This window comes from Metabacillus bambusae, from assembly GCF_017497975.1.
Classification (GTDB): Bacteria; Bacillota; Bacilli; order Bacillales; family Bacillaceae; genus Metabacillus; species Metabacillus bambusae.
On sequence record NZ_JAGDEL010000012.1, the window covers coordinates 1 to 14,433 of the forward strand.

Here is a 14,433-nt window from a genome sequence, read left to right on the forward strand (position 1 = left end):
GAGTTGACGAAGAGATTTGAAGCTTAACGGAAGCCGAAAACTAAATGGCTCGGTAGCTCAGTTGGTAGAGCAATGGACTGAAAATCCATGTGTCGGCGGTTCGATTCCGTCCCGAGCCACCATTTTTAAGATTAGACTTAGCTCATGTGGCGATTGTGGCGAAGTGGTTAACGCATCGGATTGTGGTTCCGACATTCGTGGGTTCGATTCCCATCAGTCGCCCCATTTACCTTGCGGGTGTAGTTTAGTGGTAAAACCTCAGCCTTCCAAGCTGATGATGAGGGTTCGATTCCCTTCACCCGCTCCAAATTTTAAAATGGGCCTATAGCTCAGCTGGTTAGAGCGCACGCCTGATAAGCGTGAGGTCGATGGTTCGAGTCCATTTAGGCCCACCATTTCATATTTTTATTCCGCAGTAGCTCAGTGGTAGAGCTATCGGCTGTTAACCGATCGGTCGTAGGTTCGAGTCCTACCTGCGGAGCCATATATATGGGGAAGTACTCAAGTGGCTGAAGAGGCGCCCCTGCTAAGGGTGTAGGTCGTGTAAGCGGCGCGAGGGTTCAAATCCCTCCTTCTCCGCCAGTTTATTAATATAGTTTAAGGCCCGTTGGTCAAGCGGTTAAGACACCGCCCTTTCACGGCGGTAACACGGGTTCGAATCCCGTACGGGTCATCAACAAAAAACACTGCAGATACGCAGTGTTTTTTTTGTTGGAATTTTTTAATGTGTTGGTGGCAATATAGCTGACCGTGGTCAGTCATTATTTAAAAAGACAAAAAACTAACAACTCACTTTTTCATTTTGATACCTTTAAGTTGGCAATCAAGGGTAAGGGACCTAATGCACGACGAACAGAATCCTTAAAACAATGGGTAAATCCATAACTACTACTTGTACTCTGCCTACATTTCATAGTTTGAAGTAATTCTCTATGGTCTTGCTACATCTAATAGGTATGATATTTATGACTTTCTTATTTTTAGCATCTACAATAATCGTTTGAAATTTCTCCTTATCTGCATTTCCCTAAAACTCATCAATCACAATTATCTATTTAAAGAACACGTTTAGCAGGTGCAATCCTTTTATCAAAAAACGTAAAACTAAGGAAGATGAGTGCATGACCACACTCACTTCATAATAAAAGAGACTGTTATTATTTTTCATGTGGATTTAGCATCATCAAATTTGGCAGAGAACCTCCAAAAGATCTCATTCCAAAAGCTTTTGGTTTCTATTTTCTATGCTATTAGAAGTGGTTTAAGCTTGAACAAATTGGGCTATGTATGAAAAGGTACAAGCTTAAATGTTGACTTGTCAATTGATAAACTATTATATTCAATTGTAGTTGCTCTATAAAAGTTAATTCTATTTTTCTCTGTAAATACAATAGATTTTCATACGCAAAATACATCTTATTTTTCTCAAAGCAAAAGTGAATGATAAGCACTTTCTTGATTTATTTATTTCAATCTTAAAATAAAGATTACCTCAAAATAACCCATATGCTATTTATTTCGAAAATCCTTCTTTTTTTTCTAAAAAAAACTTTCAACAAAAACCAACAAAAAGTCGAATAAAATATTTTTCTAATATAATGTTAGGTATTACAACTTGTCCACAATTCTACTAATTTAAACGCTTTCCTTACCTTAAATTAAATTATTCCAATTTCATCGACCATATTTCATACTACTAGTGTTTTAGTGCCTTTTTCGCCCGTTTATTAAATTTTCCTTTAATTTTTTTATATTTTAAAAGTATAACATTTAAATATTAATTTCATCTCATTGTAGGTTTATGTCGTAAAAAAGAAGCGTTTACATAAAAGGAATCTACGTGTAAGTCTTGAATGTTTAGCATAGAGATAATAAGAGAAAGGGTGACCTATGTGACTCTCATTTGTCCAACAGACTATGATATTCATTTATTTCATGAAGGACAGTCATTTGAAAGCTATGGGTTTTTAGGAGCTCATATACAGGAGCGAGATGGATTAATTGGTACAAATTTCTGTGTATGGGCACCAAAAGCAAAAGGAGTTAATGTTGTTGGTGATTTTAATGGTTGGTTTGGTCAAAATCATCAAATGGAGAAAATTAATGGGGAGGGGATTTGGAGCATATTTATACCTCATTTAGTAGATGGAGAGATATACAAGTATGAAGTTATTACAGCTTCTGGAGAGTCGTTATTGAAAGCTGATCCATATGCCTTCTTTTCAGAAGTTAGACCGAACACTGCATCCATTGTTCATGATTTATCAGGATATGTGTGGAACGATCAAAAGTGGAAGAGAAGAAAGCGTCAGAAGCCACCATATGATCGACCAATGTCTATTTATGAAGTGCATTTAGGAACTTGGAAAGTAAAAGACGATGAAGAGTTGTATAGCTACAAGGAATTAGCAGGGGAACTAATACCCTATGTATTAGATCATGGTTTTACCCATATTGAATTACTTCCTATTATTGAACATCCATATGACCGTTCTTGGGGATATCAAGGAACGGGCTATTTTTCTGCAACAAGTCGTTTTGGTAAACCGCAAGATCTAATGGAATTTATTGATGCATGCCATCAAGAAAATATCGGTGTCATTATTGATTGGGTTCCAGGTCATTTTTGTAAGGATGAACATGGGCTATATATGTTTGATGGTCAACCAACCTATGAATACAACAATTATAATGATCGTGAAAATTTGGATTGGGGAACAGCGAACTTCGATTTAGGTAAACCTGAGGTTCAAAGCTTTTTGATATCAAATGCGATTTTTTGGATTGAACATTTTCATGTAGATGGTTTCCGTGTTGATGCTGTTGCTAATATGCTGTACTGGCCAAATTCAAATGAGCTAGTAGAGAACCCATTTGCAGCAAGCTTTTTAAGAAAACTGAATGAAGCTGTCTTTGCAAAAGATCCAGATATCTTAATGATTGCTGAAGATTCAACTGATTGGCCAATGGTAACTGCTCCTACCTCGTCAGGTGGTCTAGGCTTTAACTACAAATGGAATATGGGTTGGATGAATGACATTCTTACCTATATGGAGGCTTCTCCAGAACATAGGAATGAACTCCACCATAAAGTAACATTCTCCCTATTATATGCTTTTTCAGAAAATTTCATTTTACCGTTTTCTCATGATGAGGTTGTGCATGGGAAAAAATCATTGTTAAATAAAATGCCAGGTGATTATTGGCAGAAGTTTGCTCAATTAAGGCTGCTTTATGGATATATGATCGCACACCCTGGAAAGAAGCTACTTTTTATGGGTGGTGAGTTTGGTCAGTTTGATGAATGGAAGGATTTAGAACAGCTTGATTGGTTTTTAGAAGATTATGAGATGCATAATAAAATGCGTGTCTTTTTTAAAGAATTGCAACAGGTCTATCAAAAGCAAAAGCCATTGTATGAATTAGATCATTCAGAAGAAGGTTTTGAATGGATAGATGTTGACAATAGGGATCAAAGTATTTTCTCTTTTATACGTAAAAGTCAAAAGGAAAATGATCTCTTAGTGGTAATTTGTAATTTCAAACCAATTGTTTATCACGACTACAAAGTTGGGGTTCCAATCGATACAGAATATGTAGAGATTTTAAATAGTGATGCAGGTGAATATGGTGGTTCAGATCAATTGAATAAAAAGAATTTGAAGGCATTAGAAGGTGAATATCATGGCAGACCATATCACCTATCTATGACAATCCCACCATATGGAGTTGTTATTTTACGTACAGTTAAAAAAAGAGGGGAGAATAAGAATGGGAAGAAAAAAGTGCGTCGCAATGTTATTAGCAGGGGGTAAGGGTAGCCGATTAAGCTCCCTTACAAAAAATCTAGCGAAACCTGCTGTTCCCTTTGGGGGCAAATATCGAATCATTGATTTTACATTAAGTAATTGTACGAATTCAAGTATTGATACAGTAGGGGTGCTTACACAGTATCAACCTCTTGTCTTAAACTCATATATTGGTATAGGCAGTGTATGGGACTTAGATCGTAAAAATGGCGGCGTAACAGTTCTTCCCCCTTATACAGAATCATCTGAGATGAAATGGTATAAAGGGACAGCTAGTGCAATCTATCAAAATATTAATTACATCAAGCAATATGACCCTGAGTATGTATTGATCTTATCAGGAGATCATATTTACAAAATGGATTATTCGAAGATGCTAGATTACCATATTGAAAAAAATGCTGATGCATCTATTTCAGTTATTGAAGTGCCTTGGGATGAAGCGAGTCGTTTTGGCATTATGAATACGAATGAACAGATGCAAGTTGTTGAATTTGATGAAAAACCTGCTAAACCGAAAAATAATTTAGCTTCTATGGGTATCTATATTTTTAAATGGTCAATTTTGAAAGAATATCTTGAAATGGATGAGAGAAATCCATATTCAAGTCATGACTTTGGAAAAGATATTATTCCTTTATTACTAGATGAAAAACGCAATGTTATAGCATATCCGTTCAAGGGCTATTGGAAGGATGTAGGTACGGTTAAAAGTCTTTGGGAAGCGAATATGGATCTTTTAAACGATGAATCAAAATTAAATATATTTGATCGCGATTGGAAGATCTATACAGTTAATTCCAATCATCCTCCTCAGTTTATTTCTGATGATGCAATAGTAACAGATTCCTTTGTAAACGATGGCTGTGTCATTATGGGCAATGTGAATCATTCTGTATTATTTCAAGGTGTAACAGTTGGAAAGAATACGGTTATTAAAAATTCTGTGTTAATGCCAGATGCAGTAATTGGAGAAAATGTTTATATAGAAAATGCGATTATCCCTAGTGGAATTGAAATTCCAAATGGTACAATTATTTGCCCTGATGCAAATTCAGAGGAAATTCTCCTTGTAACAGAAGAAATTATTGAAGAACTTAAAACACTTGTTGATAGCAAAATTATTTAATGTAGAAATATTTAGGATAAAGGCTTTGAAGTTATAAATCTACTATCATAGTATGGAATAAAGTTGGTTGGAGTATTAGCTTGTCTTACCAATAGGGTTACTGGATAAAATCATTTTGAATCCTAGTTGTGTAAGCTTGTTTTGTTGCTCTGACCTCTTTTCCACAAAAGGGGAGAATGGAATTGAATCAGAAAATGCTTGGTGTTATTGATGCAACAGCCTATAAACCGGAAATTGAAGATTTAACAGTACATCGTTCTTTAGCAGCGGTTCCTTTTGCTAGTCGTTACCGATTGATTGATTTTGTCCTTTCAAATATGGTGAATTCTGAAATTGAAAGTGTTGCGATTTTTCCTAAATACCAATATCGTTCATTAATGGACCATCTTGGTTCTGGAAAACAATGGGACCTAAACCGTAAAAAGGATGGATTATTCTTTTTTCCGTCTCCTCACTTGCATAACGAGTACGATGAGTTTGGATCATTTCGTCAGTTTTCAGATCATATCGATTTCTTTTTAAGAAGCACACAAGAATATGCTGTTATTACAAATAGCTATACTGTTTGTAATATTGATTATAAAAAGGTATTGTCATACCATCTGGAAAATGGCTGCGACATTACAGAAGTAAGAAAAGATGGAAAGTCATTACAAATGTATGTCATGTCTACAAAACTTCTTATAAATCTCATTGATGACAAAGAACAGACTGGTTCTAAGACTTTAACAGATGTGATTATTGAAAATCGAAATAATTTAACAATCTGTGATTATGAACATACAGGTTATGCTGCAGTTATCGATTCGATTAGTAGTTATTATAAGCATAGTATGGATATGCTTAATCCAACGATTTGGAATGAAATTTTTAAGAATAACCGTCCTATTTTAACAAAGGCAAAAGATGAGCCTCCTACGAAATATGGCAAAACTGCTCTAGTTAAAAATTCATTAATTGCAAATGGCTGTAAAATCGAGGGGCATGTAGAAAATAGTATCATTTTTAGAGGGGTTCATATTGGAAAAGATACAGTCATTAAAAATAGTGTGATAATGCAAAAGTCACAAATTGGAGATGAATGTTTATTAGACAATGTAATCGCGGATAAAGATGTCAAGGTAGAGCAATCGGCTGTAATTAAAGGGTCAGCATTATTACCATATATATTAAGAAAAAGAACGATTCAAGGAGCGTTGATGAACTCGTGAAAGTATTATTTGCAGTTTCAGAATGTGTACCATTTGTAAAATCAGGTGGGTTAGCCGATGTAGCAGGTGCCTTACCAAAGGAATTGAAAAAACTAGGAATGGATGTTCGTGTTATCCTTCCTAAATATAGTTTAATAGCAGAAAAGTTAAGAGATAAAATGGAAAAAATAGAGGAGATTACCGTGCCTGTAGGCTGGAGGCAGCAATTTTGTGGAATCGAATCTTTGGAATATGAAGGGATCACATACTACTTTCTTGATAATGAGTACTATTTTTATCGAGACTCACTTTACGGACATTATGATGATGCAGAAAGATTCTCTTTTTTCTGCAGGGGTGTTCTAGATTCATTGAAAGCAATTGACTTTCAACCTGATCTTATTCATTCACATGATTGGCATACAGGAATGATTAATTTCTTGCTGAAGGAGGAATATCAACAGCAACCATTCTATAAACATATCAAGAGTGTGTTTACCATTCATAATCTACAATTCCAAGGGATTTTTCCTTTTTCTATTTTAAAAGATCTCCTGAACATTGAAGAGGAAAAGTTCTTTGAATTGGAATTCCATGGACATGTGAGCTTTATGAAGGGAGCAATTGTTGCTTCTGATACCATTACAACGGTTAGTCCTACATATATGGAAGAGATTCAAACAGCTTATTATGGAGAAAGATTGGATGGTTTATTACGATCAAGGGCGTCATCTTTAGTAGGTATCCTAAATGGGATAGATGATGAATTATATAATCCAGAAACTGATCCAGTGATAGATGAACCATATACTGTTGACACTCTTAGCAGTAAAGCATTGAATAAAGCTGCTTTGCAGTCGGCATTTGGACTTCCAGTAGAAGAGGAAATTCCGCTAATATCGATGGTGACGAGGTTAACAAAGCAAAAGGGCTTTGATTTAGTTAAACGAGTTCTTGATGAAGTATTAAGCAAAGATGTTCAAATGATCGTTCTTGGAACTGGTGAAAAAGAATTTGAAGATTTCTTTAAACATATGGAATGGCTTTATCCTACTAAATTTAAAGCATACATAGGATTTGATGAAAGATTAGCACATCGCATCTACGCGGGCTCTGATCTTTTCTTAATGCCGTCAAAGTTTGAACCATGTGGATTAGGACAGCTCATTGCATTAAGGTATGGTACCCTCCCGATTGTAAGAGAAACCGGTGGATTAAACGATACAGTTTTCTCTTATCAAGAGGATACAGAGGAGGGGAACGGATTTTCATTCAGAAATTTCAATGCACATGACATGTTAAATACCATTTATCGTGCTGTAGATATGTATCAACAGAAAGATGTTTGGCAAGGAATTGTAGAAAATGCCATGAAACAAGATTATAGTTGGACACAATCTGCTTTGAAATATAGCCAGCTGTATGCTGATTTAATGACTAGGAGTGAAGAGCATGTTCTCCAACAAGGATCGGTTTAAGGAAAGCTTTCTAAAAAGATTAGAAAGTATGTGTGGCAAAGGATTTGAAGAATCTACAAAGCGTGATCAATATCATACATTAGGCAATATGGTAAGGGAATATATTAGTTCGAAATGGATTGAAACGAACGAGTTATACAGGTCGGAAAATAAAAAACAAGTTTATTATTTATCAATTGAATTTTTACTAGGCCGTCTGCTTGGTCAGAATTTGCTAAATCTAGGTATTAAAGAGATTGTTGAGGAAGGACTAAGTGAGCTAAATATCACATTAAGTGAAATTGAAGATTGTGAATCTGATCCAGCTTTAGGTAATGGTGGCCTCGGACGTCTTGCAGCATGCTTCTTAGATTCACTTGCAACGTTAAATCTACCTGGACATGGATATGGGATCCGCTATAAGCATGGGCTGTTTGATCAAAAAATAGTGGATGGTTATCAGGTCGAGCTTCCTGAGCAATGGCTAAGACATGGTAATGTTTGGGAGGTTCGAAAACCTGACGAAGCGGTTGAAGTTTCATTTTGGGGAAGTGTTGAAACAAGCTGTGATAACAAAGTTCTCTCCTTTAAACAAGTTGGTGATCAAAGGGTTTTAGCTGTTCCTTATGATATGCCTGTCGTTGGTTTTCATGTCAATACAGTTAATACGCTAAGACTATGGAATGCTGAACCATCCTCCTTTGGTCTCAATCAAGATATCCTGTCGTATAAGCGTGAAACTGAAGCGATTACTGACTTTTTATATCCCGATGATACACATGATGAAGGGAAAATATTAAGATTAAAGCAGCAATATTTTCTTGTTTCTTCAAGTATTCAAAGCATTTTAGCTTCCTATAAAAAGGAAAACTCAAATGTGAGAGAGCTACACCATTCTGTTGCGATCCACATTAATGATACACACCCAGCTTTAGCTATCCCTGAATTGATGAGGATCTTAATGGATGTTGAAGGATTGACATGGGATGAAGCATGGGAAATTACAAGTCATACAGTATCTTATACAAATCATACCATTTTATCTGAAGCGTTGGAAAAGTGGCCAATTTATTTATTTAAACCGCTTTTACCAAGAATCTATATGATTATTGAGGAGATTAACGAGCGCTTCTGTGCAGAGCTTTGGGATCGTTATCCAGGAGAGTGGCAACGTATAGAACATATGGCGATTATTGCACATGGATTAGTGAAAATGGCTCACCTCGCCATCGTTGGAAGTTGTAGCATTAATGGGGTTGCAAAAATTCATTCAGATATATTGAAAAACCGTGAAATGAAATCATTTTATGAGTTATACCCTTGGAAATTTAATAACAAAACGAATGGTATCACCCATCGCCGTTGGTTATTAAAGGCAAATCCAGAGCTAACAACGATAATAAAAGATGTAATTGGTGATGAATGGATAAAGCAACCAGAAAAATTGATAGATTTAAAGAGACATATTTATCATCCTGCTTTAAAAGAGAATTTTGCAGCTGTTAAAAGGAAAAGAAAAGAGATTCTTGCGAAAAAGATAGCTGAAAAGAATGGGATTATCGTAGATATTGATTCGATTTTTGACGTTCAGGTTAAGAGATTACATGCATATAAACGGCAATTATTAAATGTTTTACACATTTTGTATTTATATAATCGCATAAAAGAGGATGCGAATTATACGATCACACCTCGTACATTTATTTTTGGTGCCAAAGCGTCACCAACGTATTATTATGCAAAAAAAGTGATCAAATTAATTCATTCCTTAGCAGATAAAGTTAACAACGATCCAAGAGTCTCGAAAGTTATAAAAGTAGTCTTCATGGAAAATTACCGTGTTTCACTTGCCGAAGATATTTTTCCTGCTGCAGATGTAAGTGAGCAAATTTCAACGGCAAGTAAAGAGGCATCTGGAACAGGGAACATGAAGTTTATGATGAATGGAGCTCTAACGGTAGGAACTTTAGATGGAGCAAACATTGAAATCATGGAGGAAATTGGACGTGATAATATCTTCACTTTTGGATTAACCGCTAGCGAGGTTCTAAAATATGAAGAAAACGGTCGTTATCGATCGATGGAATATTATCACCATGATTTAAGAATTCGCCAAGTTGTCGATCAATTAACAAATGGCTTTTTCTCAGAAGATGAAGGGGAATTCGAATCAATCGCAGATTCACTATTGGTTCAAAACGATCAGTACTTCGTTTTACGTGATTTTGCTTCATATATAGAGGTGCAAGAAAAAGTTGGAGTTGCCTATCAAAATACTGATAAATGGCTTGAACAAGCATTAATCAATATTTCACACTCAGGCTTCTTTTCGAGTGATAGAACCATCCAACAATATGCCGATGATATTTGGAAAATTGGACCTGTTGCTTTAAAAATGTAAATATAAAAAATGGTGCTGCCTCGTTTGGGCTACACCATTTTTTGTTCGTTTTAGGAAATAAAAAGAGAAAAACGCATGTTGACTTAGCGCAAGATGTCAAAATCTTTTTCTCTACGTCGCTGATCAAAGCTCCCTAAGCTTTAGTTCTAATCAATCACCATCTAATAATCTACCTAAGCCACCAAGTAAACTTCCTTCTCCACGACCTTCTCCCCCAGAGGATGGTGCACTAGCCATAACACGATCTGCCAAACGGCTAAATGGAAGTGTTTGGATCCATACAGTACCTGGGCCTTGAACGGTCGCAAAGAATAAACCTTCTCCACCGAAGAACGCTGTTTTTACTTTACCTACAAATTCAATATTATAATCTACATCTTTTGTTAAAGCGACAAGACATCCAGTATCAATACGAAGCTTTTCTCCAGGCTGCAAATCTCTTCTAATAATTGTCCCGCCAGCATGTAAAAATGCTAACCCGTCACCTTCAAGTTTTTGCATAATAAAGCCTTCGCCACCGAAAAATCCAGTCCCTAGTTTCTTCTGGAAGTCAATGCCGATCGAAACACCTTTAGCTGCACATAGGAAGGAATCCTTCTGACAGATTACTTTGCCTCCAAGTTCACTTAAGTCAACAGGTATGATTTTTCCTGGATATGGAGCAGCAAAGGAAACACGTTTCTTACCTAATCCGTTATTTGTGAAAACGGTCATGAATAAGCTTTCACCAGTTATCACACGCTTGCCCGCGCCGACAAGTTTACCTAGAAAGCCTTTTTGGTTATTATCCCCATCACCGAAGATTGTTTCCATATCAATGCCATCTTCCATCATCATCATGCCACCAGCTTCGGCAACAACACTCTCTTTTGGATCTAATTCGATTTCAACACACTGCATATCGTCACCATGCAGTAAATAATCAATATCATGTGCGTTCAACAGGATCCCCCCAATTATGTAAATAACAGTTCAAAAGTAACTGTATCAGTTTCTATTTTACAGGTTTTTTACATTTCATAGAAGTCAATTTTGTTTTCTTTAACGAATGTTTTTGCCTTCAATCTCTAGTAAATACATACCTGTTCTTTTTCTATTAAAACAAAAGAGAGCCTCAAAGCTCCCTTTTGTTTTAACCTTTATGAGATTTGTCATTAGCTATGTCAGTACTAGTTTGAGAATCAGCCTTTTTCCCCCACCATGTAGCAAGGAGCGGTCCGGAAATATTATGCCACACACTGAAGATTGCACTTGGTACTGCCGACAATGGTGAAAAATGGGCAACAGCTAAAGCTGCACCTAAACCCGAGTTCTGCATTCCTACCTCAATCGAGATTGCTTTTTGATCTGCAAAATTCAGCTTTAACAATTTCGCTAAAACGTACCCTAAAAGAAGTCCTAACACATTGTGTAAAACAACAATTGAAAAGATTAAAAGTCCAGTTTCAGCAATTTTACCTGAATTAACAGCAACAACAGCTGCAGCCACTGCTACAATCCCAACAACTGAAATTAGTGGTAATACAGCAACACTTTTTTCGACCTGTTTACGGAATAATAATTTAACAACAATTCCTAAAACAATTGGTACTAACACAATCTGGACAATTGATAAAAATAACGAACCAGCAGATACCGGTAACCATTTACTTGCGAACAACAATGTAAGTGCAGGTGTTAAAATTGGTGCTAATAATGTTGAAACAGAAGTAACTGCAACAGACAATGCTGTGTTCCCTTTCGCTAAAAATGTCATAACGTTTGAAGCAGTACCACCTGGGCAACAACCAACTAAAATGACTCCTACAGCTACCTCTGGTTCTAATTGAAATAACGTAGCAAGACCGAACGCCAACAATGGCATGATCGTATATTGTGCTATCACTCCAACAATAACGCTTTTTGGTGCTTGAAACACTGCTTTAAAATCCTGTAGGGATAAAGTTAAGCCCATACCAAACATTATAATGCCTAATAAAAGTGCAATATGAGGGGCGATCCAAGTAAAGCCTCCTGGGATAAAAAACGCTAAAATGGCAAAAACAATAACCCATACAGCAAATGTGTCGCCAGCTTTTTTACTTAACTTCTCTAAAAAATTCATGTTTTCTCAACCTCCTTTTAAGAATTATATAATAGTATTCTGAAATTTCAATGTTTATTTATAAAGCGGGAAATTATTGCAAGTAATTTGTAAGGGATTGTTACAGGTTTTATAAAAGGTTTGAAAAAACAGGAAGGCATCGTCATTCTGGTTAGTGCTCGTTAATGTTAGATTGATCTCACCAAATTTAGCCTTTGACCCGCCAAATTGGAAGGGTATTCCGTAAAAGTAGAAAAGTCTAACTAATTTAAAAAGACTCCTCATAGAGGAGCCCGTCATCACACTTCATCTTCCGTATATGGATCTTTTTCATAACCAGGCAAATCACCAAAAATGGTCATCAATCCTTCTTCATCAAGCATATCTTCATACTTCTCATGCTGATTAGAAGGGTACACAGTGATTTCTTTTCCCTCAATATCAGTACCTACAAAATTTTCATAATCCTCTACATAGCCATCGGGTTCTTCTGATTCCATATACATATCGTTGTAGTGATCTTTTGGGTATGTTAAATCGGATGGTGTTTCAGATGAACCAAAGCTATTGACGATTTGATAAGCATCTTCGGCATCAAAGGCGACATTTTCATCTTGATCATCATAGTTGAATTTTCCGAATGGAGGCATAAGGACACCTTCTTCAATCGGTCGATTATGAGAGACAACCTGTTCTGGTGCATGCTCTTTACATGTTGTAGCTGTTGGTATTGCATCAAGTCGATCAAGCGGGATATCCATTCCGCATACTTCACATTTGCCATAAGTTCCGTTATCAACAGCCTGGAGAGCACGGTCTATATCAGTTAATTCCTCTTCAGTATGCTCATTTAGTGCAATGTCTTTTTCGCGCTCATATAATTCGGTTGCTTCATCTGCTGGGTGGTTGTCATAGCTTGAGAGCTCACCAACTGATTCATGTGCATGTCCTTCTTCTAAGCCGTAATGTCCATTCATTTCAAAGCGTTGTTCAATCTCATCCTTCATTTTTAATAGCTGTGAACGGAAGGTCTCTAGTTGTTGTGAACTTAGCATGCCATCCACGCTCCTTCCTTAATTATATTTCTACTACCTATTATGAGCAGTTAACATGAAATCATGATTGTAAATAATTACACACAAAAAAACACGGCTTTAATCCGTGTTTTTCATGTATTAGAAATAATGACCTATAAATAAACCGAGTGCTAACAAAAATCCAAATTGTACATTTGTTTGTGCCGTAGCCTTCATTGCTGGCATCATTTCTATTGGACGAACTTTTCCAATAAACTGCTTCACTGCTGATATAGCTTTTGGAATGCTTAACAATACAGCTAATGACCAGAAAGTAGCCAAACCGCTTAAGACTAGGATCAAGGTGATGATATAGGAAGCAATAAACATAAGAGCTAGAAAACGAATTGAATTTTTTCTTCCTAATAATATAGCTAGTGTTTTTCGTCCATTTTCTTTATCACCATCTAAATCGCGAATATTGTTAGCAGTTAAAATTGCTCCCACTAAAATCGCAATTGGAACAGAAAATAAAAAGATCGTAAATAAAAAGGTTTCTGTTTGAATAAAATAGGCAATTAATATGATAACAGTACCCATAAAGAAACCAGCAACAAGTTCGCCAAAAGGTGTGTAGGCAATGGGAATAGGTCCCCCTGTATAATAGTATCCTGCTGCCATACATACGATACCTATTAAAGCAATCCACCATGAAGACATCATGCAAATATAAATACCAATAACTGTTGCGATCGAAAGGAAAATAATAGCTAAGTATAGAACTGTTTGTGCCTTGATTCCATTACGAACAATGGCACCACCAATTCCTACAGATGATTCATTATCTAAACCGCGTTTATAATCAAAGTACTCATTAAACATATTTGTTGCTGCTTGAATAAGAATTGATGCAATTAGCATGGCAATGAATAATGTGAGCTTTATTGATCCTTCGTTCAAAGCTAACACAGTTCCAATTGTAACCGGGATAAATGCAGCAGATAATGTATGTGGACGAAGAAGTTTCCACCATATCCTCCAGCCTTTGTCCTGATTTATAGAAGGAACTTGCGGCGTTGTCTGAGGTTGCATATAATTACTCCTTTTTTGAAAGATAAAAAAGTATAAGTTTTTATACAATTGTTCATGTCTAGCGCTAGGAGACATCGGCATGTTCTATGTTTGTCTTACAAGTTTTATTTAAAAGTAACGACTCCCAAACAATAGTTTAGAAAAATAACATAGGGGTGTCAATCCTTTTCGGTACAACATTCCTAGCTTATTATTACCAGTAATACCTATAAAATGATTGTTCATTTCAATACGTTTTCATTTTAATCCTGAACGA

The 14,433-nt window shown here is 36.1% G+C and carries 9 protein-coding genes and 7 tRNA genes; 12 read left to right on the top strand and 4 right to left on the bottom strand.

The genetic code is table 11. The features are described 5' to 3' along the window. Positions 1-46: 46 nt before the first annotated feature. From I7822_RS15705 to I7822_RS15760, 12 genes are all read left to right on the top strand, one after another. Positions 47-122: transfer RNA gene (locus tag I7822_RS15705), tRNA-Phe, on the top strand. Between the two features lie 27 nt (positions 123-149). Next, positions 150-225: transfer RNA gene (locus tag I7822_RS15710), tRNA-His, on the top strand. Positions 226-233: 8 nt separating this feature from the next. Continuing rightward, positions 234-307 (top strand) — tRNA-Gly (locus I7822_RS15715). An 11-nt stretch (positions 308-318) separates the two neighbouring features. Beyond that, positions 319-395, top strand: a tRNA-Ile gene (locus tag I7822_RS15720). Positions 396-409: 14 nt separating this feature from the next. Next, a tRNA-Asn gene (locus I7822_RS15725) sits at positions 410-484 on the top strand. 7 nt (positions 485-491) lie between these two features. Beyond that, positions 492-582 (top strand) — tRNA-Ser (locus tag I7822_RS15730). Between the two features lie 19 nt (positions 583-601). After that, a tRNA-Glu gene (locus I7822_RS15735) sits at positions 602-673 on the top strand. 1,180 nt (positions 674-1,853) lie between these two features. After that, positions 1,854-3,815 carry a 1,4-alpha-glucan branching enzyme gene (gene glgB, locus I7822_RS15740; protein ID WP_207979865.1) on the top strand — a complete coding sequence of 654 codons (1,962 nt, stop codon included), beginning with the start codon at positions 1,854-1,856 and terminating at the stop codon, positions 3,813-3,815. Then, entirely contained in the window at positions 3,772-4,938 is a 1,167-nt protein-coding gene (locus I7822_RS15745; protein ID WP_207979867.1) for a glucose-1-phosphate adenylyltransferase, read from the top strand. The genes glgB and I7822_RS15745 overlap by 44 nt, the downstream gene beginning before the upstream one ends. Before the next feature lie 176 nt (positions 4,939-5,114). Continuing rightward, a complete protein-coding gene (locus I7822_RS15750) occupies positions 5,115-6,149 on the top strand; it encodes a GlgC family sugar phosphate nucleotidyltransferase (protein WP_279381984.1) in 1,035 nt (344 codons plus the stop codon). After that, positions 6,146-7,606: a glycogen synthase GlgA gene (gene glgA / locus I7822_RS15755; RefSeq protein ID WP_207979871.1), complete on the top strand. Its 1,461-nt coding sequence runs from the start codon at positions 6,146-6,148 to the stop codon at positions 7,604-7,606. The genes I7822_RS15750 and glgA overlap by 4 nt, the downstream gene beginning before the upstream one ends. Beyond that, a complete protein-coding gene (locus I7822_RS15760; RefSeq protein WP_207979873.1) occupies positions 7,581-9,986 on the top strand; it encodes a glycogen/starch/alpha-glucan phosphorylase in 2,406 nt (801 codons plus the stop codon). The genes glgA and I7822_RS15760 overlap by 26 nt, the downstream gene beginning before the upstream one ends. Positions 9,987-10,136: 150 nt before the next feature. On the opposite strand, the gene I7822_RS15765 is transcribed toward I7822_RS15760, so the two are convergent. The 4 genes from I7822_RS15765 to I7822_RS15780 form a co-directional block, all read right to left on the bottom strand. Further along, the gene (locus I7822_RS15765) at positions 10,137-10,928 is read right to left on the bottom strand and encodes a TIGR00266 family protein (RefSeq protein ID WP_207979875.1); all 792 of its coding nucleotides are present in this window, start codon (positions 10,926-10,928) and stop codon (positions 10,137-10,139) included. Positions 10,929-11,118: 190 nt separating this feature from the next. Further along, a complete protein-coding gene (locus I7822_RS15770; protein WP_207979877.1) occupies positions 11,119-12,090 on the bottom strand; it encodes a bile acid:sodium symporter family protein in 972 nt (323 codons plus the stop codon). Positions 12,091-12,368: 278 nt separating this feature from the next. Then, positions 12,369-13,124, bottom strand: coding sequence for a yteA family sporulation protein (locus I7822_RS15775; RefSeq protein WP_207979879.1), 756 nt, complete (start codon positions 13,122-13,124; stop codon positions 12,369-12,371). Between the two features lie 120 nt (positions 13,125-13,244). Continuing rightward, the gene (locus tag I7822_RS15780; RefSeq protein ID WP_207979881.1) at positions 13,245-14,177 is read right to left on the bottom strand and encodes a 1,4-dihydroxy-2-naphthoate polyprenyltransferase; all 933 of its coding nucleotides are present in this window, start codon (positions 14,175-14,177) and stop codon (positions 13,245-13,247) included. Positions 14,178-14,433: the final 256 nt, after the last annotated feature.